This is a genomic window from Frankia sp. EI5c (assembly GCF_001636565.1).
In the GTDB taxonomy this organism is placed as follows: domain Bacteria; phylum Actinomycetota; class Actinomycetes; order Frankiales; family Frankiaceae; genus Parafrankia.
Map to the genome: position 1 here is coordinate 41003 of NZ_LRTK01000006.1, position 22603 is coordinate 63605.

General features: G+C 71.9%; 16 protein-coding genes and 17 pseudogenes. 13 read left to right on the forward strand and 20 right to left on the reverse strand.

What is annotated here, in order from left to right:
• Position 1: 1 nt before the first annotated feature.
• Positions 2-791: pseudogene (locus UG55_RS46130) on the reverse strand (circularly permuted type 2 ATP-grasp protein); the annotation flags it as partial.
• A gap of 220 nt (positions 792-1011) precedes the next feature.
• Between UG55_RS46130 and UG55_RS32010 the strand changes: the two are divergent.
• From UG55_RS32010 to UG55_RS45125, 3 genes and pseudogenes are all read left to right on the forward strand, one after another.
• On the forward strand, positions 1012-1417 hold a 406-nt coding region (locus UG55_RS32010; protein WP_242423688.1), incomplete at its 3' end, for an NAD-dependent epimerase/dehydratase family protein.
• A gap of 1 nt (position 1418) precedes the next feature.
• Positions 1419-2016 (forward strand): annotated as a pseudogene (locus UG55_RS32015) (dTDP-glucose 4,6-dehydratase); the annotation flags it as partial.
• 130 nt (positions 2017-2146) lie between these two features.
• Complete coding sequence (locus UG55_RS45125) at positions 2147-2278, forward strand: hypothetical protein (RefSeq protein WP_255360419.1); 132 nt, start codon at positions 2147-2149, stop codon at positions 2276-2278.
• 19 nt (positions 2279-2297) lie between these two features.
• Here the strand turns inward: UG55_RS45125 and UG55_RS32020 are convergent.
• The 18 genes and pseudogenes from UG55_RS32020 to UG55_RS03690 all read right to left on the reverse strand — a co-directional run.
• Positions 2298-2682, reverse strand: a 385-nt coding sequence (locus tag UG55_RS32020) for a glycosyltransferase (protein WP_242423689.1), incomplete at its 5' end; no start/stop codon positions are given.
• Position 2683: 1 nt separating this feature from the next.
• Positions 2684-3491 (reverse strand): annotated as a pseudogene (gene glgA, locus UG55_RS03645) (glycogen synthase); the annotation flags it as partial.
• 79 nt (positions 3492-3570) lie between these two features.
• Positions 3571-4120: pseudogene (locus UG55_RS32025) on the reverse strand (glucose-1-phosphate adenylyltransferase); the annotation flags it as partial.
• Between the two features lies 1 nt (position 4121).
• Positions 4122-4812: pseudogene (locus UG55_RS32030) on the reverse strand (sugar phosphate nucleotidyltransferase); the annotation flags it as partial.
• A gap of 225 nt (positions 4813-5037) precedes the next feature.
• Entirely contained in the window at positions 5038-5559 is a 522-nt protein-coding gene (locus tag UG55_RS03655) for a metal-sulfur cluster assembly factor (protein ID WP_066062856.1), read from the reverse strand.
• A 2-nt stretch (positions 5560-5561) separates the two neighbouring features.
• Positions 5562-6029: a Fe-S cluster assembly sulfur transfer protein SufU gene (sufU, locus tag UG55_RS03660; protein ID WP_066062859.1), complete on the reverse strand. Its 468-nt coding sequence runs from the start codon at positions 6027-6029 to the stop codon at positions 5562-5564.
• Positions 6026-6113, reverse strand: an 88-nt coding sequence (locus tag UG55_RS32035; RefSeq protein ID WP_242423751.1) for a hypothetical protein, incomplete at its 5' end; no start/stop codon positions are given. The genes sufU and UG55_RS32035, both read right to left, overlap by 4 nt.
• A gap of 1 nt (position 6114) precedes the next feature.
• A pseudogene (locus UG55_RS03665) lies at positions 6115-7351 on the reverse strand (cysteine desulfurase); the annotation flags it as partial.
• Positions 7348-8124, reverse strand: coding sequence for a Fe-S cluster assembly ATPase SufC (gene sufC, locus UG55_RS03670; RefSeq protein ID WP_199865021.1), 777 nt, complete (start codon positions 8122-8124; stop codon positions 7348-7350). The gene sufC and the pseudogene UG55_RS03665, both read right to left, overlap by 4 nt.
• 14 nt (positions 8125-8138) lie before the next feature.
• Positions 8139-8492: pseudogene (locus tag UG55_RS03675) on the reverse strand (non-heme iron oxygenase ferredoxin subunit); the annotation flags it as partial.
• A partial coding sequence (locus tag UG55_RS32040; RefSeq protein WP_242423690.1) for a SufD family Fe-S cluster assembly protein occupies positions 8489-8970 on the reverse strand: 482 nt, incomplete at its 5' end. The pseudogene UG55_RS03675 and the gene UG55_RS32040, both read right to left, overlap by 4 nt.
• Before the next feature lies 1 nt (position 8971).
• Positions 8972-9634 (reverse strand): annotated as a pseudogene (locus UG55_RS32045) (SufD family Fe-S cluster assembly protein); the annotation flags it as partial.
• A 63-nt stretch (positions 9635-9697) separates the two neighbouring features.
• Positions 9698-10205: pseudogene (locus tag UG55_RS32050) on the reverse strand (SufD family Fe-S cluster assembly protein); the annotation flags it as partial.
• Position 10206: 1 nt separating this feature from the next.
• Positions 10207-10282: pseudogene (locus tag UG55_RS32055) on the reverse strand (hypothetical protein); the annotation flags it as partial.
• A gap of 1 nt (position 10283) precedes the next feature.
• Positions 10284-10397, reverse strand: a pseudogene (locus tag UG55_RS32060) (hypothetical protein); the annotation flags it as partial.
• A 1-nt stretch (position 10398) separates the two neighbouring features.
• Positions 10399-10750 (reverse strand): annotated as a pseudogene (locus UG55_RS32065) (Fe-S cluster assembly protein SufB); the annotation flags it as partial.
• Position 10751: 1 nt separating this feature from the next.
• A pseudogene (locus UG55_RS32070) lies at positions 10752-11046 on the reverse strand (Fe-S cluster assembly protein SufB); the annotation flags it as partial.
• Positions 11043-11870, reverse strand: coding sequence for a metalloregulator ArsR/SmtB family transcription factor (locus UG55_RS03690; protein WP_066062876.1), 828 nt, complete (start codon positions 11868-11870; stop codon positions 11043-11045). The pseudogene UG55_RS32070 and the gene UG55_RS03690, both read right to left, overlap by 4 nt.
• Before the next feature lie 1075 nt (positions 11871-12945).
• Between UG55_RS03690 and UG55_RS32075 the strand changes: the two genes are divergently transcribed.
• From UG55_RS32075 to UG55_RS03725, 8 genes and pseudogenes are all read left to right on the forward strand, one after another.
• A partial coding sequence (locus UG55_RS32075) for an FGGY family carbohydrate kinase (RefSeq protein WP_242423691.1) occupies positions 12946-13842 on the forward strand: 897 nt, incomplete at its 3' end.
• Between the two features lies 1 nt (position 13843).
• Positions 13844-14140: pseudogene (locus UG55_RS32080) on the forward strand (FGGY-family carbohydrate kinase); the annotation flags it as partial.
• Position 14141: 1 nt separating this feature from the next.
• A pseudogene (locus UG55_RS32085) lies at positions 14142-14442 on the forward strand (FGGY-family carbohydrate kinase); the annotation flags it as partial.
• 203 nt (positions 14443-14645) lie between these two features.
• Positions 14646-15191, forward strand: a complete 546-nt coding sequence (locus tag UG55_RS03705) for a transcriptional regulator (RefSeq protein WP_066062884.1) — start codon at positions 14646-14648, stop codon at positions 15189-15191.
• A gap of 127 nt (positions 15192-15318) precedes the next feature.
• Positions 15319-16434 (forward strand): ABC transporter ATP-binding protein, encoded by a 1116-nt coding sequence (locus UG55_RS03710; RefSeq protein WP_066063494.1) that lies wholly within the window; start codon positions 15319-15321, stop codon positions 16432-16434.
• On the forward strand, positions 16431-17267 hold the full coding sequence (locus UG55_RS03715; RefSeq protein ID WP_066062887.1) for an ABC transporter permease: 837 nt from the start codon (positions 16431-16433) through the stop codon (positions 17265-17267). The genes UG55_RS03710 and UG55_RS03715 overlap by 4 nt, the downstream gene beginning before the upstream one ends.
• Positions 17268-17325: 58 nt before the next feature.
• A complete protein-coding gene (locus UG55_RS03720; RefSeq protein WP_083986378.1) occupies positions 17326-18372 on the forward strand; it encodes a heme A synthase in 1047 nt (348 codons plus the stop codon).
• Positions 18373-18763: 391 nt separating this feature from the next.
• A pseudogene (locus tag UG55_RS03725) lies at positions 18764-19185 on the forward strand (LuxR C-terminal-related transcriptional regulator); the annotation flags it as partial.
• Positions 19186-19241: 56 nt separating this feature from the next.
• On the opposite strand, the gene UG55_RS03730 reads toward UG55_RS03725, so the two are convergent.
• A complete protein-coding gene (locus UG55_RS03730) occupies positions 19242-20234 on the reverse strand; it encodes a heme o synthase (RefSeq protein WP_066062893.1) in 993 nt (330 codons plus the stop codon).
• 775 nt (positions 20235-21009) lie between these two features.
• Between UG55_RS03730 and tal the strand changes: the two genes are divergently transcribed.
• Both tal and UG55_RS32090 read left to right on the forward strand, forming a co-directional pair.
• Positions 21010-22081, forward strand: a 1072-nt coding sequence (gene tal / locus UG55_RS03735) for a transaldolase (RefSeq protein WP_242423693.1), incomplete at its 3' end; no start/stop codon positions are given.
• Between the two features lie 253 nt (positions 22082-22334).
• Positions 22335-22602: pseudogene (locus UG55_RS32090) on the forward strand (glucose-6-phosphate dehydrogenase); the annotation flags it as partial.
• Between the last annotated feature and the right edge of the window lies 1 nt (position 22603).

Here is a 22603-nt window from a genome sequence, read left to right on the forward strand (position 1 = left end):
NCCCGGTTGTTGCGGACCGACAGGTCCCGGCCCTCCACCAGCTCCACGCCCATCTGGCGGGCCAGCAGCGCGTGCTCGAAGTAGGCGGGGTTGTAGACACCGGGCGTCAGCACGACGACCGTCGGGTCGGCGATCTCGGGCGGTGCCGCCGCGCGCAGGGCGTGCAGCAGATGGGTGGCGTAGTCGGCCACCGGACGCACCCGGTGGGTCGCGAACAGCTCGGGGAAGACCCTGGTCATCGCCCGCCGGTTCTCGACGACGTAGCTCACGCCGGACGGCACGCGGACGTTGTCCTCCAGCACCCGGAAGTCCCCGCGCTCGTCGCGCACCAGGTCGATGCCGCTGACGTGGGCCCGGACCCCGTTCGGCGGATCGATGCCGTGCGCCGCGCGGTGGAAGTGGGAGCTGGAGAGCACCAGCCGCCGGGGCACGATGCCGTCCGCGAGGACGTCGGCACGCCCGTAGACGTCCGCCAGGAACGCCTCCAGCGCCCGCACCCGCTGCGTCACACCGCGCTCGATGACCTCCCACTCGTCTCCGGAGAGCAGCCGCGGGACCAGGTCCAGCGGGAAGGGACGTTCCTCACCGAAGAGGTTGAAGGTGATGCCGGCGTCGCGGAAGGCCCGGTCCAGCGCGACCTTGCGCGCGGCCAGGTCGGCACTGCTCAGCGGCTGGAGCGCGTCGTGCAGGGCGGAGTAGACATCCCGGGGACGGTGGGCTGGGTCGAAGACCTCATCCCACGCGGCCGCCGTGACGACCTCCGCCGCATACCCCTCGAACAGGTCGGCCACGGGCTGGAGCGTAGGACGTCTGTGTTACCTCCGCATGACGGCGTCGTCGCAGGTCATCCGATCGTCTGTGTACGTGCCGGGACCACTGGAGGGGCTCGCTCGGCCGGCCTCGCCGCGGGTCCGCGCGGCGATAGGCGAGTATGTACGTGCGACCGATGCGACGACGCATCGAACGGCGCACCGAGAACGGCGCACCGAACGAGGCACCGAAAGGCGAACGATGACGACTCTGCTGGTGACCGGAGCCGCCGGCTTCATCGGGTCCAACTTCGTCCGGTACTGGCTGGGCACCCATCCGGGCGACCGGGTGGTCGCGCTCGACGCGCTGACCTACGCCGGCTGCCGGGAGAACCTCGCCGACCTCGAGGCAGGGATCACGTTCGTCCACGGCGACATCCGCGACCGCGACCTGATCGAGTCCCTGCTGCGCGAGCACCGGGTCGACGTGGTGGTGAACTTCGCCGCCGAGTCCCACAACAGCCTGGCGATCATCCGTCCGGGCGACTTCTTCTCCACCAACGTGATGGGCACCCAGGCCCTGCTGGAGGCAGCGCGCACCGTGGGTGTGGCGCGCTTCCACCAGATCTCCACCTGCGAGGTCTACGGCGACATGGATCTCGACGACCNCGGCGCCTTCACCGAGAGCTCGCCCTACCTGCCGCGGACGCCCTACAACGCGGCGAAGGCCGGCTCCGACCACGCCGTCCGCTCCTACGGGTACACCTACGGGCTGCCGATCACGATCACCAACTGCTCGAACAACTACGGGCCCTTCCAGTTCCCCGAGAAGGTGATCCCGCTGTTCGTGACCCGGGCACTGCAGGGCGAGTCACTGCCGCTGTACGCGTCGACGAAGAACCGGCGCGAGTGGCTGCACGTGGTGGACCACTGCCGGGCGATCGAGGCGGTGCTGGAGCGCGGCACGATCGGCGAGACGTACCACGTCGGCAGCGGCATCGAGGCCGACATCGAGACCATCGCGGACATGATCCTCGGTGAGCTGGGCCTGCCGGCCTCGCTGAAGACCATCGTGCCGGACCGGCCCTCGCACGACCGCCGGTACCTCCTCGACTCCAGCAAGCTGCGGACGACGCTCGGGTGGGAGCCTCGGATCAGCTTCGCGGACGGGATGAAGGCGACGATCACCTGGTACCGGGACAACGAGTCCTGGTGGCGCCCGCTGCTCGGGCGCTCCCCGGTCTCCGAGACCGCCTGGCAGGGCTGAGCGGCCCAGCGAAGGACCACGACCGCCGGTCACCGGCAGTGACCGATTTGTCACGTGCCTGCCGACTGGGTATCCCCTCCGCAAGAGTGTTCCCGGCAGCTGATCCCGGGCCGGGGGTAACTGAACGGCGATGCAGGTCCTGCTGCCCGCGGTGCAGGCGGTCCGGGGCCGGGTTGTGGCGCGTTTCGGCTACCGCGAGCCGATCCGGGTGGGCGCGGCCGGCGGGCTCGGCACCCCCCAGGCCCTCGCGGCGGGCGGGTGACCGGGTGTCCGCCATCCGCCTACACGGGGCGGGCCGCGGCCGCTTCGTAGAGGCGGGCTGTCTGTTCGGCGACGGCCGCCCAGCCGAACTCGCGGACGGCGCGCTCGCGACCGGCGCGCCCCATCGCGGCCCGGCGGGCCGGGTCGGCGAGGACCTCGTTGATGGCCGTCGCCAGCGCGGCGGGATCGTCCGGCGGCACCAGCAGGCCGGTCTCCCCGTGCGCGACCACCTCCGGGATGCCGCCGACCCGGGAGGCGACCACAGCGGTCCCGCAGGCCATGGCCTCCAGGTTGACGATCCCCAGCGGCTCGTAGACGGACGGACAGACGAAGACGGTGGCATGCGAGAGGAGCTGGATGACCTCCGGCTTGGCCAGCATCCCGGACAGCCAGACGACGCCGTCGNGGCTGGCGCGCAGCCCGTCCACGAGCTCGGTGACCTCGGCCAGCAGCTCCTCGGTGTCGGGAGCACCCGCGCACAGCACGAGCTGCGCATCCGGATCGATCTTCGCCGCGGCCCGCAGCAGTGTGGGCACGCCCTTCTGCCGGGTGATGCGCCCCACGAAGACCACGGACGGCCGCGCGGGATCGACGCCGTACCGTTCCAGGACGTCCGTGCCCGGGTCGGGGCTGTACTCGTCGGTGTCGATGCCGTTGCGGATCACGTGCACGCGCCCCGGGTCGACCCGCGGGTAGGCGTCCAGGATGTCGGCCCGCATGCCGGCGCTGACCGCGATCACCGCCGCGGCGGACTCGATCGCGACCCGCTCGCACCAGGACGACAGCCGGTACCCACCGCCGAGCTGCTCGGCCTTCCACGGCCGGCGCGGTTCCAGGGAGTGCGAGGTCATCACGTGCGGAATGCCCTCAACCAGCGACGTCAGATGCCCGGCGAGGTTGGTGTACCAGGTGTGGCTGTGCACGACGTCGGCACCACCGGTCCGGTTGACCGCGCCGGACATCGACAGCTCCATCGAGGCGACCCGCAGCGCGTCGTTGGCCCCGTCCAGCTCGGCCCAGGGCCGGTGGGTGACCACGGCCGGGGACGCGCCTGCCCCGGGCTGGGCGGCGCCCGGGGCGGGGCGGGGATCGCCCTCACAGTGGACGGTCAGGTCCACCAGCCGGGCCAGCTCGCGTGCCAGGTACTCGACGTGCACCCCGGCACCGCCGTAGACGTCCGGCGGGAACTCCCGTGTGAGCAGCGCGACGCGCATCCGGTCCTCGATCCTCCGCGTGCTCGGTGTGTGGACCGCGCCGGCGGGCCGGCGGGCCGCTGGTCTGGGTGACGGGCGGTCAGTCCGCGATGGTGACGCCCTTGCCGACGACGGTGACGCCGGCCTCGCTGACCTGGTAGCCGCGGGCCCGGTCGTGCTCCTTGTCGACACCCACCGTCGCCCCCGGCGGCACCACGACGTTCTTGTCGAGGATGGCGTCCCGGACGACGGCCCGCCGCCCGACCACCGTGTTTTCCATGACGACCGCGTTCTCCACCGTCGCCCAGGAGTTGATCCGCACGCCGGGCGACAGCACGGAGCGCCGTACCGTCCCGCCGGACACGATCACCCCGTTGCTGACGATGCTGTCGATGGCGGTGCCCACCCGGCCGGGCGTGTCGTGAACGAACTTCGCCGGCGGGACGGACGGAGGAACGTTCGTGTAGATCGGCCAGTCCCGGTTGTACAGGTTGAAGACGGGGTCGAGGGCGCAGAGATCCATGTGCGCCTCGTAGTAGGAGTCGAGGGTGCCGACGTCCCGCCAGTACCCGCGGTCCCGTTCGAGCGCCCCGGGCACCTCGTTGCCGCCGAAGTCGTAGACGGCGGCCATGCCCCGCTCCACCAGCATCNGGACGATGTTGCCGCCCATGTCGTGCAGGCTGTCGCGGCTCGCGGCGTCCGCGCGCAGCACGTCGATGAGGACGTCGGTCGTGAACACGTAGTTGCCCATGGAGGCGAAGATCTCGTCCGGGTTGTCGGGCAGCCCGGGCGGATCGGCCGGCTTCTCCAGGAACTCGGTGATCGAGAGTCCGTCCGCGGCGGTACTGATCACGCCGAACGCACTGCCCTCGGACCGCGGGATGCGCAGACCCGCGACGGTGACCCCGGCCCCGGTCTCCAGATGCTGGGCGACCATCTGACGGGGATCCATCCGGTACACGTGGTCGGCGCCGAACACGACCACGACATCGGGTGCCTCGTCGTGGACGAGGTTGAGGGACTGGTGAATGGCGTCGGCGCTGCCGGCGAACCACTGCGGACCGAGGCGCTGCTGTGCCGGCACCGGCGTCACGTAGTTACCCAGCAGATTGCTCATCCGCCAGGTGGTGGTGATGTGCCGGTCCAGGCTGTGGCTCTTGTACTGGGTGAGCACGGCGATGCGCAGATACCCGGCGTTGACCAGGTTCGACAGCACGAAGTCGACCAGGCGGTAGATGCCGCCGAACGGCACCGCGGGCTTCGCGCGGTCCGCGGTCAGCGGTGCCAGGCGCTTACCCGCGCCACCCGCCAAGACAAGACCCAGCACCCGCGGGCTGCGCATTCTTCGGCCCGGTTTCCCCTCGTACGCCCGGATCCGGGACGGATTCGCCCCGGCAGGGACCGGCCGTTCGGCAACCTGGCCATGTACCGGACATGTACCCAGTTACCCCGAATTCCGGTCATCCCGGAGCCTACAAGGGAGCCGAGCCGCCAGTGGCTGCGCGTCAGAAGAGTTAACCGATCCAGCCGCCCCGCGACACGCGCGGGGCGGCTGGCGAGGATCAGATCAGACGTTGAAACCGAGAGCGCGCAGCTGCTCCCGCCCGTCATCGGTGATCTTGTCCGGGCCCCACGGCGGCATCCAGACCCAGTTGATCCGCACGTCGTTGACGAGGTTGTCCGGGCCGTCGACCAGCGCGGACCGGGTCTGGTCCTCGATGACGTCGGTCAGCGGGCAGGCCGCCGAGGTCAGCGTCATGTCGAGGGTGACCGTGTTGTCGTCGGCGATGTTGATGCCGTAGACGAGACCGAGATCAACGACGTTGATCCCGAGCTCGGGGTCGACCACGTCGCGCATGGCCTCCTCGACGTCGTCGAACGAGGCCTTCTCCACGACGACCGCACGCTCGGTGATCCGGTCGTCGGGAGCCGCGGAGTCGGCGGCGGCCGCACGATCGGTGGCCTCCGTCGCGGCCGCCCGCTCCCCGGCACCGGACGCGCCGGACGCACCGGACGCGCCCGACGCACCGGTCACCTCGTCCGCCGGCGCCGGGCCCGCGGTCTCGTCGGTGGCAACAGCATCACTCATGATCAAATCTCCTGCTCCGGGACGGCGGCCTGGACGGCGCCGGTGGCCTGCGCGGTGGCATCTTTCCAGGCCATCCAGGACAGCAGTGCGCACTTCACCCGCGCCGGGTACTTGGAGACACCGGCGAACGCCACGGCGTCCTCCAGGATCTCCTCGTCGCCCTCCTGGGTGCCGCGCGACTGCATGAGCGCCAGGAACTCACGTTCGAGCTCCAGCGCCGCCGCCACCGGCTTTCCGATCACCAGGTCGGCCATCACGCTGGCCGACGCCTGGCTGATCGAACAGCCCTCGCTCTCGTAGGACACGTCCGCCACGACACCGTCGGCCACGCGGACCCGCAGGGTCACCTCGTCGCCACAGGTCGGGTTGACGTGGTGCACCTCGGCATCGAACGGGTCGCGCAGGCCGCGGTGGTGCGGGTTGCGATAGTGATCCAGGATGATCTCCTGGTACATGGAGTCGAGCTTCACCTCAGGAAGAACCTCCTGACCTGCCCGAGACCTTCCACCAGCGCGTCGATCTCACCGGTCGTCGTGTACAGGTGGAACGACGCCNGGGTCGTCGCCGGCACGCCGTAGCGCAGGCAGACCGGGCGGGCGCAGTGGTGGCCGACCCGCACCGCGATGCCCTGCTCGTCGAGGATCTGGCCGACGTCGTGCGGGTGCAGCGGCCGGTCGTCGGAGTCCCGCAGGACGAACGAGATCGCCCCGCCCCGGTCCTGCGCCGTCGGCGGGCCGATGATCCGCAGCCCCGGGACGGTCGAGAACGCGTCGAGCGCGTAGGCGGTGACCTCGTGCTCGTGCGCGGCGATGGCCTCCATGCCCAGGCCGGTCAGGTAGTCGACCGCCGCGCCGAGCCCGACCGCCTGGGAGATCATCGGCGTGCCGGCCTCGAAGCGGTGCGGCGGGGCCGCGTAGGTCGACCCCTCCATGGTGACGACCTCGATCATCTCGCCGCCACCGAGGAACGGAGGCATGACCTCCAGCAGCTCGTGCCGGCCCCACAGCACACCGATGCCGGTGGGCCCGCACATCTTGTGGCCGGTGAAGGCGAGGAAGTCCACGCCGAGGGCGACGACGTCGATCGGCATGTGCGGCACCGACTGCGAGCCGTCGAGCACGGTGAGCGCGCCGACCTCGCGAGCCCGGGCGACGATCGTCTCGACCGGGTTGACCGTGCCCAGGATGTTCGACTGGTGCACGAACGAGACGACCTTCGCCCGGTCGGTGATGACCTCGTCGAGGTGGGCCAGGTCGAGCCGGCCGTCCTCGGTCAGCCCGATCCAGCGCAGGGTCGCGCCGGTGCGGGCGCACAGCATCTGCCAGGGCACCAGGTTGGAGTGGTGCTCCATCTCGGTGACGACGACCTCGTCGCCCGGCCCGAGCCGGAACCGCTCCGCCTCCGCCCCACCGGCGACCGCGTTGCTCATCGCGTAGGCGACCAGGTTCAGCGCCTCGGACGAGTTCTTGGTGAACACGATCTCGCGCCGGTCGGGCGCGCCGACGAATGCCGCGATCCTGTCCCGGGCGCTCTCGTAGAGGGCGGTGGCCTCCTCCGCGAGCACGTGGATGCCGCGGTGCACGTTGGCGTTGTGCCGCTCGTAGTAGGTCCGCTCGGCGTCGAGGACGGCCAGCGGCTTCTGCGACGTCGCGGCGCTGTCGAGATAGACCAGCGGCAGGCCGTCGTGCACCGTGCGGGCGAGGATCGGGAAGTCCCGGCGGACCCGCTCGACGTCGAACCCGGGCGTGGGCGCCGTGACGGCTCCATGCTGGCGGGTCTCGATGATCGTCATGAGATCGCCGCCGGCTCCGTGGCCTTGACGTACCGGTCGTAGCCGGACTCCTCCAGCGTCGCCGCGAGCTCGGGGCCACCCGCGTCGACGATGCGCCCGCCCGCCATGACGTGCACGAACTCGGGCTTCACGTAACGCAGGATGCGGGTGTAGTGGGTGATGAGCAGGATGCCCGTCTCCCCCTTGGCCCGCACGGCCTCGATGCCGGCCGAGACGATGCGCAGCGCGTCGACGTCCAGGCCGGAGTCGGTCTCGTCGAGGATCGCGATCTTCGGGGCGAGCAGCGCCATCTGCAGGATCTCGTGGCGCTTCTTCTCACCGCCGGAGAAGCCCTCGTTGACGCTGCGCTCGGCGAAGGCCGGGTCCATCTCCAGGCCGGCCATCGCCTCCTTGACCTCCTTGACCCAGGTGCGCAGCTTCGGCGCCTCGCCGCGCACCGCCGTCGCCGACGAGCGCAGGAAGTTCGACACCGAGACTCCGGGCACCTCGACCGGGTACTGCATCGCCAGGAAGATCCCGGCGCGCGCCCGCGCGTCGACGGACATCGCCAGGACGTCCTCGCCGTCGAGGGTCACGGTGCCCTCGGTGACCTTGTACTTCGGGTGGCCGGCGATCGAGTAGGACAGGGTGGACTTGCCGGAGCCGTTCGGCCCCATGATCGCGTGGGTCTCACCCTTGCGGACGGTGAGGTCGACGCCGCGCAGAATCTCGCGCGGGCCATCCGTGTCGGTGTCGACCGACACGTGCAGGTTGCGGATCTCGAGAACAGACACCGCTGTCGTCACCNTCGCTTCGGGTTCGTGTGAAGGTCGACGAGGATGTCGTCGCCGTCGATGGTCACTGGGTAGGTGGGCACCGGGTCGATCGCCGGCAGGCTCGTCGGCCGGCCCGTGGCCAGGTCGAACTGGGAACCGTGCAGCCAGCACTCGATGAGGCCGTTCTCGACCTCGCCCTCGGAGAGCATGACGTCGGCGTGCGAGCACTCGTCCCGCACCGCGTAGTACCGGCCGCCCGACCGGACGACGCACACCGGCTCGCCGTCGATCTCCACGCCGAGCGCGGACTCGTCCGCCAGGTCGGAGACGGCGCACGCCCGCCGCAGGCCCGAGGTTGCTGTGCCAGCGTTGTTGGACGTGGTCATACGCCCACCGCCGCCAGCTCCTCCTCGACCCGCGCCATGATCCGCTCACGCAGCTCGGGGACGTCGATCCGGTCCACGATCTCGGCGAAGAAGCCGCGGACGACAAGCCGGCGCGCCTCATCCGAGGGGATGCCCCTCGACATCAGGTAGAACAGCGCCTCGTCATCGAACCGGCCGGTGGCGCTGGCGTGCCCCGCGCCGACGACCTCGCCGGTGAGGATCTCCAGGTTCGGCACCGAGTCGGCGCGCGCGCCGTCGGTGAGCACCAGGTTGCGGTTCAGCTCGTAGGTGTCCGTACCGACCGCGTCGGCACCGATCAGCACGTCGCCGATCCACACCGCGTGCGCCCCGTCGCCCTGCAGCGCGCCCTTGTAGACGACGCGGCTGCGGCACGACCGCGCCTGGTGCTCGACGAGCAGGCGGTGCTCCTGGTGCTGGCCGGCCTCGGTGAAGAACAGGCCGTAGAGCTCGGCGTCCCNGCCGGGCCCGCGGTACTCCACCGTCGGGTTGAGCCGGACCAGGTCGCCGCCGAGGGTGACGGTGAACGAGCGCAGGCGCGCGTCCCGCCCCACCGAGTAGGCGTGCGCACCCAGGTGGACGGACTCGTCCGCCCAGTCCTGCACGGTGACGAACGTCAGCGCGGCGCCGTGGCCGATGTACACCTCGACGTTGCCGGCGAAGGTCGCGCTGCCGGTGTGGTCGAGCACGACCGTCGCGGTGGCGAACGGGCCCAGCTCGACGAGCACGTGCTCGTAGCAGACCCCGCCGTCGCCGCGCAGCCGGATGACGACCGGCTCGGTCAGCGCCGCCTCGGCCGGAACGGTGACGGACAGGCCGCCGTCCGAACGGGCCATGGCGAACGCGGCCGCGCGGTCGGCCGGGGTGAGCACGCGGCCGATCCGGGAGTCGGTCGGGGCGAGGCGCTCGATCTCGACACCGTCCGGCGCGGACACCTGGACGTCGATCTTCGTGTCGCTCGGCGGGCCGTTCAGCAGGCCGCGCAGGCGACGCAGCGGGGTGAACCGCCACGCCTCCTCGCGACCGCCGGGTACCGCGTGGTCCTCGGGGTCACGGGACCGAACGGGACGCGGGACCGCGCCGGACTGGGCCGGCGGGCGTCCCGTGGCATCAATGACGGCCATCAGCCGACTGCGCCTTCCATCTGGAGCTCGATGAGCCGGTTGAGTTCGAGGGCGTACTCCATNGGCAGCTCGCGCGCGATCGGCTCGATGAAGCCGCGCACGACCATCGCCATGGCCTCCTCCTCGGACAGGCCGCGGCTCATCAGGTAGAAGAGCTGGTCCTCGCCGACCTTGGAGACGCTGGCCTCGTGCCCGATGGAGGCGTCGTCCTCGCGGACGTCGACATAGGGGTAGGTGTCGGAGCGGCTGACCGTGTCGACCAGCAGCGCGTCACACTTCACCGTCGACCGCGCGGAGTGCGAGCCCTCGTTGATCTGGACCAGGCCACGGTACGAGGTCCGGCCGCCGCCGCGGGCCACGGACTTCGACACGATCGTGGACGACGTGCGCGGCGCGGCGTGCACCATCTTCGCACCGGCGTCCTGGTGCTGCCCCTCACCTGCGAAGGCGACCGAGAGCACCTCGCCGTGGGCCTGCTCACCGAGCATCCACACGGCCGGGTACTTCATCGTCACCTTGGAGCCGATGTTGCCGTCGATCCACTCCATGGTGGCGCCCTCGTGGCAGGCGGNCCGCTTCGTGACCAGGTTGTAGACGTTGTTCGACCAGTTCTGGATGGTCGTGTAGCGGCAGCGCGCGTTCTTCTTCNCGACGATCTCGACGACCGCCGAGTGCAGCGAGTCGGACGAGTAGACCGGCGCGGTGCAGCCCTCGACGTAGTGGACGTAGGCACCCTCGTCGACGATGATCAGCGTCCGCTCGANCTGGCCCATGTTCTCGGTGTTGATCCGGAAGTAGGCCTGCAGCGGGATCTCGACCTGCACGCCCGGCGGGACGTAGATGAACGAGCCACCCGACCACACCGAGGTGTTCAGCGCGGCGAACTTGTTGTCGCCGACCGGGATCACCGAGCCGAAGTACTCCTGGAAGATCTCCGGGTGCTCGCGCAGCCCCGAGTCGGTGTCCAGGAAGATGACGCCCTGCTCCTCAAGATCCTCACGGATCTTGTGGTAGACCACCTCGGACTCGTACTGGGCCGCGACACCGGAGATCAGCCGCTGCTTCTCCGCCTCGGGGATGCCCAGCCGGTCGTAGGTGGCCCGGATGTCGTCGGGCNGGTCCGCCCACTCCTCGGCCTGCTTCTCCGTCGACCGGACGAAGTACTTGATGTTGTCGAAGTCGATGCCGGAAAGATCCGCGCCCCACGTCGGCATGGGCTTGCGCTCGAAGAGCTTCAGCCCCTTGAGCCGCAGGTCGGTCATCCAGGACGGCTCGCTCTTCTTCGCCGAGATGCTTCGTACGACTGCTTCGGAGAGGCCGCGTTCCACGTCGACGGCGTAGGCGTCCGCGTCTGCCCAGCCGAACCGGTAGGAGCCAAGGCCCTCAAGGGCGGTCTCGGCAGAGGTGGTCATAGAGAACCTTCCGAAAAATTGGATGGTTGTGATGTCTGCCCGGACGCCGCCGGGTCGGGCTGTGCACCCGACACCGACGCGGGCCCGGCCGGTGTGGATCCCGCCGCCACGGCGCTCCCCGCTGCGGGGAACACCGTGATCGCCTCCACGGGGATCACCGGAATGTGCGTGGTGCAGACGCCGTCGCCGTGGGCGATGGTGGCCAGCCGCTGCACATGCGTGTCGAGAAGCCTCGCGAGCATCGCCGTCTCGGCCTCGCACAGCGCCGGGAAACGCTCGGCGACATGCTGGACAGGGCAGTGATGCTGGCAGATCTGGGTACCCGTCGGCAGCTCGGAGACGCTGGCGGTGTACCCGGCCTGGGTCATGGCCGCGGCGATCGCCTCCGGGCGCTCCGCCGGCGGAACCGCGACGACCTCGTCGCGGATCTGGCGTTCCAGGTCGACTCCGCGGGCCCGGGCGAACTCGGCGATCGCGTCCGGGCCGCAGGCGTCCGCGAGGAAGCTCAGGGCGCCGGCCGCGAGATCGGAGTAGGCCGTGGGGCCCGCCTGGTGCCCGGCCTCGGTCAGCGTGTAGCGCCGGGCCGGGCGGCCCCGCCCACGCGGGCCACGGACGACCGTCGATGTGGTCGTGATGGTGCCGTCCGAGGTCATCGCGTCCAGGTGCCGACGGACGGCCGCGGGCGACAGCCCGAGCTCATGCGACAGATCGGCGGCCGTCGATGGACCGCGCTCAAGCAGGAGGCGCACGACACGGTCCCGGGTGCGACCGTCGGTCGCGCCCGCGGGTGCCGCACCCGAAGGAACCTCCTGCCCGCTTTTCACAACACCAGTGTGCCCTATTTCCAGGACGCGGTCGAACCGAGGAGCCGCAGATCACCCGGCCGACCCGTGATCTCCTTCATAGGGTCGGATCGCCGACAGTCAATGCGTTACCGGGATCCGCCGGGTGCCGGCCGGCCGGCACCCGCACGGGACGGACGTCTGTGGAGGTGGGACACTTCGCCCGGTATGTGACGACAGGTGACGGCACGGGAGGCTGCGCGGCGATGCGAACCGTTCGCACCATCGACTCCGATGGCACTCCCGTGGGCATCGTCCGACGCACCGCCAGGCTTGCTGTCCGGCGCACCGCCGGGCGCGTCATCGCCGCCGCCGCGGTCGTGTCCACGGCCCTGGCGCTCGCCGCCTGCGGCGGCCCGGACACGAACGGCCTGGAGGACGCCGCCCCGGCCGAGGTCGGGACGAGGTCGGTGGCGGCCCTGCGCGCCGCGCACAGCGTGCGCGTGGCCGGGGTCGTGCAGGACCCGTCCACCGAGGAGCAGTCCGCCTACGACCTGGTCCTGAGCGGGCCGTCGGCCCGCGGCACCCTCACCTCCGGAGCGACGGTCACCGAGTTCGTGAAGGTCGCGGACGACGTCTACACCCGGGGCGGGCGGGACTACTACGAGTCGATCGGTGAGGGCGACGCCGCCGATCTGCTGGCCGGCCGCTGGGTGCGGCTCTCCGCGGAGGCCGCCGCCATGTACCAGTACTTCACCATCGAGGGGTTCGTCCTGTCGATCAGCGAGTNCGTGGCCGCCCTGGACGGCAAGGTCACCACCGAGGACGTCGCGGGCCAGCGGGCGGTCGTGGCGGGCAGTCCGGAGGGGACCCGGCTGTGGGCGGCCAACACCGGGGACCCCGTCCCGCTGCGCCTGGAGATGCTGGCCGGCGAGCAGGGGCGGATGGAGTTCTCCGAATACGGTGCCCAGGTCGCCATCGGTGCCCCCGCCGACGCCGTCGACCTCTCCGCGTTGGCCTGACCTCCGCTCGCCGGCCACTACCGTGGTCGGACCGTCCGCGACGGTGACCGGCGACCGGCGGAACCATCGGGCGGAACCATCGGAGGGACGCGACGATGCTGGTGGCCGCAGTCGACCAGGGCACCACCGGGACGACGGTCTGCCTGCTGGACGACGAGGCCGCCGTCGTGGGCCGCGGCTACCGTCCGGTCGGGACGTCGTTCCCCCGCCCCGGCTGGGTCGAGCAGGACCCCGAGGAGCTGCTCGGCAGTGTGGTCACCGCGGTCGCGGACGCGCTGGCCGACGCGGGGCGGCGCCCGTCCGACCTCGCGGCGGTGGGGATCACCAACCAGCGCGAGACCACCGTGCTCTGGGAGCGCCGGACCAGCCGCCCGCTTTACCCGGCGATCGTCTGGCAGGACCGGCGCACGGCCGCCCACTGCGAGCGCCTCGCCGAGGCCGGCCACGCCGGGCTCGTCCAGGAGCTCACCGGCCTGGTGCTCGACCCGTACTTCTCCGGGACGAAGGCCGCCTGGGTGCTCGACCACGTCCCCGGTGCCCGGCGGGAGGCCGCCGCCGGGCGGATCGCGTTCGGCACGGTCGACTCCTGGCTGGTCTGGCGGCTCACCGGCGGGCGCACCCACATCACCGATGTCACGAACGCATCCCGCACGATGCTGTTCGACCTGGCCCGGGGTGCCTGGTCACCGCCGATGCTGGAGCTGCTCGGCCTGCCCGCCGAGCCGCTGCCGGAGGTGGTGCCCAGCTCCCGGGTCTACGCCCGCACCGATCCGGCGGTCTTCCTCGGCGTCGAGGTGCCGATCGCGGCCGTGGTCGGTGACCAGCAGGCCGCGCTGTTCGCCCAGGGATGTTTCGAGCCCGGCCAGGCCAAGAACACCTACGGCACCGGGTCGTTCGTGCTCGTCAACACCGGCACGGCACCGCCCGCGCCCCAGCCGTCGCTGCTGCGCACGATCGCGTTCGGGCTGGACGGCGAGCCGCTGACCTACGCCNTGGAGGGGGCGATCCTCTCGACCGGCTCGGCCGTCCAGTGGCTGCGGGACGGCCTCGGGGTGATCTCCGACAGCGCCCAGACCGCCGCGCTGGCCGCGTCGCTGGACGGCAACGACGGGGTCTACTTCGTCCCGGCCCTCGCCGGGCTCGGCGCGCCGCACTGGGACCCGCGGGCGCGCGGGATGATCATCGGGCTCACCCGGGCCACCGGCCGGGCGCACCTGGCCCGGGCCGTGCTGGAGGCGGTGGCGTACCGCACCCGGGACGTCGTCGAGGAGATGGCTCGCGGCGCCGGGGNGACCGTGACCGAGCTGCGGGCCGACGGCGGCGCGGCGCGCAACCCGTGGCTGATGCAGTTCCAGGCCGACATCCTCGGGGTCGAGGTGGACGTCCCGGAGAACACCGAGACCACCGCGCTCGGTTCGGGCTACCTCGCCGGCCTCGCGATCGGGATGTACTCGGGGCGCGGCGAACTCGACGCGCTGCGGCGCACCGCCGTCCGGTACCGGCCGTCGATGGGCGCCGACCAGCGGGCGGAGCTGTACGGCCGGTGGCTGCGCGCCGTCGAGCGATCCCGGGGCTGGGAGCAGGACCGATAGGAGCACACCGGGCGGCTCGGACCGGCTCCGTCCCGACCGACCGGCCGTTCGCCACAACCGGACAACGACGCGGGACCACGGGAAGACAACACAAGCTCGCGCCTGATCGGGAAAAGTGACTGTCGGGCGCCGTGATTCCTGCCAACCTGTATCGGGGGGCGGTTGGCGTCTCCTGCCATGCACCTCACCCCCGGACGGAGACCGTGACCGACGCGGACTACGCCCTGGAACTCGGCCGCCGTCTTCGGGCAGCACGCAACCGACGCGGCCTCTCACTCCTCGACGTCCAGGAACGCACGGACGGGCGGTGGACCGCCGGGACCCTCGGCGCCTACGAACGCGGCAGCCGCACACTGCGGGTGCACCGCCTGGTCGAGCTCGCGGAGCTGTACGACGTCCCGGCGACGCTGCTGCTCCCGCCACCGGTCGAGCGACGGGAGACCGACGACCTGCCGCCGCTGGTGATCGACCTGCGCCGGCTGCGGAAGCTGCCGCCGACCCGGACCGGACCGCTGCGCAGGTGGATCGCGATCGTGCAGGTGCTGCGCTCGGACAGCTCGCGGGACGTGCTCCGGCTGCGGCGCTCGGACCTGCAGTCGCTGTCCCGCCTGTACAGCACCACCCCGGCTGTCCTCTACGAACGCCTCAGCGCCTGGGGGACGCTCGTCGAGGCGGACGAGGCGCCGCCCGGCACCCGGCGGCGGCGATCGCCGGTGGTCCGTCCGCCACAGGCCCCGTCGCGGCGGTGACGCGCCGGCGCGGCCGCCCCGCTGCCGGCGCCGTCCGGTCGCGGCCCTTCCCGGCGATGCGCCCCGCCGCACGAAGGGGATGATCGGGTCGTCCTGCGACCCTCGCTCGGTCCGTAGGATCGGCGGCGTGACCGAGGTCCTGGCAGTCGAGGTGACCGAGCTGGTCAAGACCTACCGGCGCGCGCCGGGGGCGGGGCCGGCGCGGCCCCGGTACCTCCGGGCGGGGATGCCGGAACCGCCGACCGGCCCGACCGGCCCGGCCACCCCGAGACGCCCGGCCACCCCGAGACGCCGAGGCGGATCCCGAGCGCGGGAGCACGCACCCGACCAGGCCGCCAAGCGGGACGCCGACCTTCGCGACGCCACCGAGATACGCGCGGTCGACGGACTGTCACTGAGTGTATCCGTTGGGTCGGTGACGGCGGTCCTCGGGCCGAACGGCGCCGGCAAGACCACCACGATCGAGATCTGCGAGGGCTTCCGGGTCGCGGACGGCGGCGAGGTGCGCGTACTCGGGCTCGACCCGGTCCGGGACGCGGCAGCCCTGCGCCCCCGGGTCGGCGTCATGCTGCAGGCCGGCGGCATGTACCCCGGTGCCCGCGCCGGCGAGATGCTGCGGCTGATCGCCGCCCACCACGCCCACCCGCTCGACACCGGGGTGCTGATGGAACGCCTCGGGCTGGCGGAGGTCGCCGGGACGCCGTTCCGCCGGCTGTCCGGCGGCCAGCAGCAGCGCCTCTCCCTCGCGATGGCCGTCGTCGGCCGGCCCGAGCTGCTCTTCCTCGACGAGCCCACCGCCGGCCTCGACGTCCAGGGCCGCCGGGACACCTGGGAGCTCGTCGAGGAGCTGAAGCTCTCCGGGGTCACGGTGGTGCTCACCACCCACGCGATGGACGAGGCCGAGCGGCTCTCCGACCAGGTGGTGATCGTCAACCGGGGCCAGGTCGTGGCCGCCGGCTCACCCGCCGAGCTCACCCGCGGCGGGGCCGAGGGGCAGCTGCGCTTCCGCGCGCCCACCGGCCTCGACGTCGCGCGTCTGCTGCTCGCACTGCCGGACGGCACCACCGGCTGGGAGGGCCCGCCCGGCCACTACCTGGTGCAGGGCACCGTCGACCCGCAACTGCTCGCCGCGGTCACCGCCTGGTGCGCCGGCAACGGTGTACTCGCCGAGGACCTGCGGGTCGAGCAGCGCACCCTCGAAGACGTGTTCCTCGACCTGACCGGGACGGAGCTGGAGCCGTGAGCACCGCCGACACCACGGGCCCAGGCTGGTCAGCCGGGTCAGCCGGGGCCGCTCCCCTTCTGGATCTGCGCCCGGCTCCCGGGGCCGCCCCCCGCCTGCGGATGCTGGCGGCCCAGACCCGCCTGGAGCTCACCCTCACCCTGCGCCGCGGCGAGTCCGTCCTGCTGACTCTGATCATCCCGATCGGCCTGCTGGTCTTCTTCGCCGCGGTGGACGTCCTGCCGACCTCCCAGGCGGCGCAGCGCTCGGTGGACTTCCTCGTCCCCGGCGTGCTGGCGCTCGCGGTGATGTCGACCGCGTTCACCGGGCAGGCGATCGCCACCGGCTTCGAGCGCTCGTACGGGGTCCTCAAACGGCTCGGTGCCTCTCCCCTGCCCCGGTCGATCCTGCTCGCGGGCAAGACGCTGGCCGTGCTCGCGGTGGAGATCGTCCAGCTGGTGCTGCTGGTCGCCGTCGGCTTCGCCGTCGGCTGGGAGCCGCACGGCTCGGCTGCCAGCGCGGGCTGGGTCGTCCTGCTAGTCCTGCTCGGCACGGCCGCCTTCTCCGGCCTGGGCCTGCTGATGGCCGGCACGCTGCGCGCCGAGGCCACCCTGGCCGCCGCCAACGGCGTCTACCTGCTGCTGCTCCTGATCGGCGGGGTCGTGTTCCCGCTTGAGGAGCTGCCCGGGTGGATGCGGGCGGTCGCCGAGGCCCTGCCGACCGCGGCCCTTTCCGACGGCCTGCGCGCGGTACTCGCCGAGGGCGCCGGGCCGGGTGTGGGCAGTCTGGTCGTGCTCGCGGCGTGGTCCGTCGGTGCCCTGGGTCTGGCCGCCCGCCTGTTCCGCTGGGAGTAGACCCGGCACCCCCGGAGTGGCAACGCACACCCCGTCCAGCGAGGAGCGGCGGATTACTATGGCCGCGATGCCATCTTCTACCACCCGTCGGAGTAAGACCCGTACCGGCGGCGACACCGCTCCCGCCGGCACCGACCGGGCCCGCGGTGACGCCCGCCGGCTGCCGGTGATCGGGCTGCGCACGTTCCGGCGCCTCACGCTGGCGAGCGTCGTGCTGCTCGCGGCGATCGTCGTGACCGGTGGCGCCGTGCGGCTCACCGGCTCCGGGCTGGGCTGCCCCACCTGGCCGCAGTGTGGCGATGGCTCGTTCACCCCCCACACGGCCTACGCGCTCAACGGCGCGATCGAGTTCGGGAACCGGCTCATCAGCATCGTGGTCGGCCTCGTCGTGCTGGCGCTGCCGATCGCGGCGCGCCTGCTCCGGGAGAAGCGGCGCGACCTGCTGTTGCTCTCCCTCGGGCTGTGGCTCGGCTTCCTCGGCCAGGCGGTGCTCGGCGGCATCACGGTGCTGGTCCACCTGCACCCCGCGACGGTGGCCGCGCACTTCCTGCTGTCGATGGTCCTGCTGTTCAACGCCATCGCCCTGCACCGCCGGGCCCGGCAGGCGGGTGGGCCCACTCCGCTGGCGGTCCGCTCCGAGCTCGCCTGGCTCGCGCGGGTCCTCGTGGTGGTCGCCGCCGGCGTCCTCACTCTCGGCACGGTCGTGACCGGCACCGGCCCGCACAGCGGCGACAGCGAGGATACGAAGCGGTTCGGGTTCGACATCGTCAATGTCGCCCAGCTGCACGCGGACGGCGCGATGGTGCTGACCGGGCTGACGCTGGCGATGATCTTCGCCGTCCGGCTCACCCCCGTGCCCGCCGAGGCCCGGCGCAGCGCAAACGCGCTGCTGCTGGCCGTCGTCGGCCAGGCCGCGATCGGGTTCACGCAGTACTTCGCCGGCATCCCGGCGCTGCTGGTCGCCCTGCACATGGCCGGCGCCACCATCATGTGGATCGTCACCGTCCAGCTGTGGCTGGCGATGGGCGAACGGGCCCCGGCCACCGAGGCCGCCTGGGCCGGCTCCCCCGCCCGCGCCCCGGCACCCGCGCCCGCCACCGCCTGACCGCGCCCCGCGCTCCTTCCGGGCGGGGCGAGGTCAGCCAGCGCCGAAGGGCAGCGAACGCACCCGCGACCGGTCCCGCGGGTCAGGCGTCAGATCATTCAGACGCTCCCTCGGACGGGGGATGCGGTTGGCCCGCAAGAGGGAACCGGGACCGCACCGCGGCGGGCGAAAGTCGTGACCATGACCAGCAACGCGACGCCGGCACCCGCCGGGCACCCGCCTTCCGACCGCCGGCCGGAGCGGCACCCATGATCACCGTGGAAGGGGTGACCTTCGCCGCGGGCCCGGCCGGCTCGCAGTGGCACCTCGACGCGACACTGCCGATCCGATGAGCCCGGGCCCGCGACCGCGATGACCATCCGCATCCTTCTGGTGGACGACCAGCTGCGTACCCGACATCGCGGCGATGGACATCCGGATGCCCCTCATCGACGGCATTCAGGCGACGCGCACCATCCTGCGCGCGGGTGCCGACGGGTTCCTGCCGAAGCGCACCCGCCCGGAGCGGCTTGTCGAGGCGATCCGGCTGATCGCCGCGGGAGACGCGCTGCTCTTCCCGGCGGCCCTCCGGACCCTGATCGCCCGACATGCTGCGCCGCCCGGGCCAGCGCCGTGGCGCAAGCGGCTCAGCGGCCGCGAACAGCAGGTGCTCGCCCTGATGGCTCGTGGGTTGTCGAACACCGAGATCGCCGCCGAGCTCGTCCTGAGCCCGGAGACGGTCAAGACCCACGTCCGTGGCTGCTCGCCAAGATGGAAATCCGGGACCGCACCCAGGCGGTCATCGCGGCCTATGAAGCCGGGGTCGTGCGACCCCGCGGCTGCCCCGACGGGCCGGCGGCAGGACGCCGACGGCCCGTCGAGGTGAGCGGTCAGACCAGGGCCGCGGCGGCCACGGCCGCGAAGAGCAGGGTGAGGTACGTGATCGACATGTGGAACAGGCGCATCGGCCTGATCTCCTCGCCGCGCCGCGCGCGACCGGCCATCCGGTGTGCCTCGGCGACGAACCAGGCACCGAGGATCACCGCCGGCACCGTGTAGACCAGGCCGATGTCGGAGACCGGGCCGACGGCGAGCGAGACCGCGACCATCACATAGGAGTAGATCAGGATGCGCCGGGTGACGACCTCGGTGGTGGCCACCACGGGCAGCATCGGCACCCCGGCCGCGGCGTAGTCGTCCTTGAACCGGATCGCCAGCGCCCAGAAATGCGGCGGCGTCCAGAAGAAGATGACCGCGAAGAGGAGCACCGCCGGCCAGCCGACGTTTCCGGTGACCGCCGACCAGCCGATCAGCGCCGGGAAGCAGCCGGCCGCGCCACCGATGACGATGTTCGACGGTGAGCGGCGCTTGAGGCCCAGGGTGTAGACGAAGACATAGAAAGCGATCGCGCCGACCGAGAGCGCGGCCGAGACCCAGTTGACCAGCAGCCCGAACAGCAGGGTCGAGATGATGCCGAGCACGATGCCGAAGCGCAGGGCCTGCGCCGGCTCGACGGTCTCGCGGACCAGCGGGCGCCGGTTGGTGCGGCCCATGAGCTGGTCGATGTCCCGGTCGACATAGCAGTTGATGGTGTTGGCGCTGCCCGCGGACAGCGTGCCGGCGATGAGGGTGACCACGATGAGCCACCAGGAGGGCATGCCCCGCTCGGCGAGCAGCATGACCGGAACCGTGGAGACGAGCAGGAGCTCGACCACCCGCAGCTTCATCAACGCGATGTAGGAGCGGGCCCGGCCGGTGGCCCGAGCCCATCGGCCACGGGCTGCGGCCAGGGTGATGTCAGCGGGCTCCGCCTGGACGGCCGGCGCCACACCGGCGGCGGAGAGCCCGGCCACGGCAGGCGCGGGGACGGCGGCGGAGGCCACGGCGGCGCTCGACGGCTGGACCGCGCCCGGCGCGGGGACGCGCGGGACGGATCCCGTCGGGGCCGGACGGCCACCGCTCGACGTCACCGGACGGCGGCGCAGGCCCTGCCGGTGGCGAACAACGGCCTCGGGAGACAGAACGACCTCGCGATCGGCGCGGTCATCCAGCGAACCGCGCGGGACGGTGCCCTGAAGAAGGGCGTGATTGGTGTTCTACGACGTGTCGGAGTCTAGCTGCCGGGAGGCGGCCAGTGCGCGTGGGCTGTGTCCCGACGGTGGTGCGCACCCGCCTGTGGGCGACGTCCGCCGGGGGTCCCGGGCTGGCGGTGCGTCCACGCTGTGGAGCCGGCCACGCTGCGCGATGGTGGGCGCGTGACGTCGGCAGCCGGCTCACCCCGGCCGGAAGTCCAGTGTTGTTCGGCACGTTTCCGCCGTGCCACCCGGCCACGGACACTGGGGTGAGGATCACGCAGCTGGGTAGGGCGCAGGACAGGTACATCTGGCACGGTCGCCGTAAGCAGTAGGAAAGGCAGCGCGAGGGCGGTGACGAGTTCGACCGGAACGCCCCGCGCCCGTCGCGCCCGCCGCGTCGGGCGTGTCAGGCCGCACGGACCCCGCCCGGCGAAATGCGATCATTATTGGGTACGGACCTTCACCACCNGGCCGCGCCACGGCGCGTCGACCCACCGACACGACCTGGCCACAGCGACGACAGCACCGTGACGGGTCCCGCAGGACCACACCGTCACGAGGTCACAGCGACGGAGGACGTCCGATGAGCAAGCCACTGTCCGATCTGTCAGCCGCGGGTGTGGCGGTGTGGCTGGACGACATCAGCCGCGAGCGCATCCGTACCGGCAATCTCGCCGAGCTGGCCCGCAACCGCAGTGTCGTCGGGGTCACCAGCAACCCGACGATCTTCCAGAAGGCGATCGGCGGCGGCGAGACGTACGACGAGCAGCTGCGTGATCTCGCCGTGCGCGGGGTCGACGTGGGCGAGGCCGTCCGCGCGATCACGGCGTTCGACATCCGGGCCGCCTGCGACATCCTGCGCCCCGCCTACGACGCCAGCGGCGGCGTGGACGGGCGGGTCTCGCTGGAGGTCGACCCACGGCTCGCCCACGAGACCGAGCGCACCGTCGCCGAGGCCCGGGCGCTGTGGTGGTCGGTCGACCGGCCCAACCTGTTCATCAAGATCCCGGCCACGCTCGGCGGCCTGCCGGCCATCACCGCGACGCTGGCGGAGGGCATCAGCGTGAACGTCACGCTGATCTTCGCGCTCGACCGGTACGAGGCGGTCATGGACGCGTTCATGACCGGCCTGGAGCAGGCGCTGGCGGCCGGCCGTGACATCTCGGACGTGGCCTCTGTCGCGTCCTTCTTCGTCAGCAGGGTCGACAGCGAGGTGGACCGGCGGCTGGAGAAGATCGGCACGCCGCGGGCCGAGGCGCTGCGCTCGAAGGCCGCCATCGCGAACGCCCGGCTCGCCTACGAGCTGCACCAGAAGGTGTTCGGCACCCCGCGCTGGGAACGGCTCGCCGCGGCCGGCGCGAAGCCGCAGCGGCCGCTGTGGGCGTCGACGTCGACGAAGGACCCGGGGCTTCCGGACACCCTCTACGTGACCGAGCTGATCGCCCCGGGCACGGTCAACACGATGCCGGAGGCGACACTGGAGGCGTTCGCCGACCACGGGACCGTCCCCGGCGACACGATCACACCGAACCTCGCCTCGGCCCACGCGGTCATGTCCGAGCTTCGTGAGCTGGGGGTGGACATGGCCGAGGTGGTGGAGGTGCTGGAGACCGACGGTGTCCGCAAGTTCGAGGACTCCTGGAACCAGTTGCTCGNCACCATCCGCGACCAGCTCGGCGCCGCCACCTCCTGACCGCCGTCTCCGCCGCCAGCCGCCGCCCCCCGCCGCCCCTCCGCACCGCCCGCCCGACGGGCGGGCGCATCCCGCGGCCGGGCGGCAGTATCTGGCAGGCGGGCGGCGGTACCTGGCGGGCGGGCGGCGGTACCTGGCGGGCGGCGGTAGCCGACCGGCGCGGCACCTGACAGGCGGACCTCGCTAGAGCACCACGAACTGTGAAGGGGGAACGGGTGGCGTCCACCGCTGGTGGCAACCCACTGCGGGATCCACGGGATCGGAGGCTGCCACGGCTGCCGGACAACAGTGCTCTGGTGGTCTTCGGCGCGACCGGTGACCTGGCCCGCAAGAAACTCATTCCGGCCGTCTACGACCTGGCCAACCGCGGCCTGCTGCCACCGGGCTTCGTCCTGGTCGGGTTCGCCCGCCGGGACTGGAGCGACGAGCAGTTCGCCGCCTTCGCCCGGGAGGCCGCGGAACGCGGAGCCCGCACCCCGTTCCN

Excerpts from the sequence above, each read along its gene's own strand:
- UG55_RS45125 (WP_255360419.1), top strand. The coding sequence starts at position 2,147 with ATGCAGGTCCTGCTGCCCGCGGTGCAGGCGGTCCGGGGCCGGGTTGTG.
- UG55_RS03655 (WP_066062856.1), bottom strand. The coding sequence starts at position 5,559 with ATGAGTGATGCTGTTGCCACCGACGAGACCGCGGGCCCGGCGCCGGCG.
- UG55_RS03720 (WP_083986378.1), top strand. The coding sequence starts at position 17,326 with ATGGCCGCGATGCCATCTTCTACCACCCGTCGGAGTAAGACCCGTACC.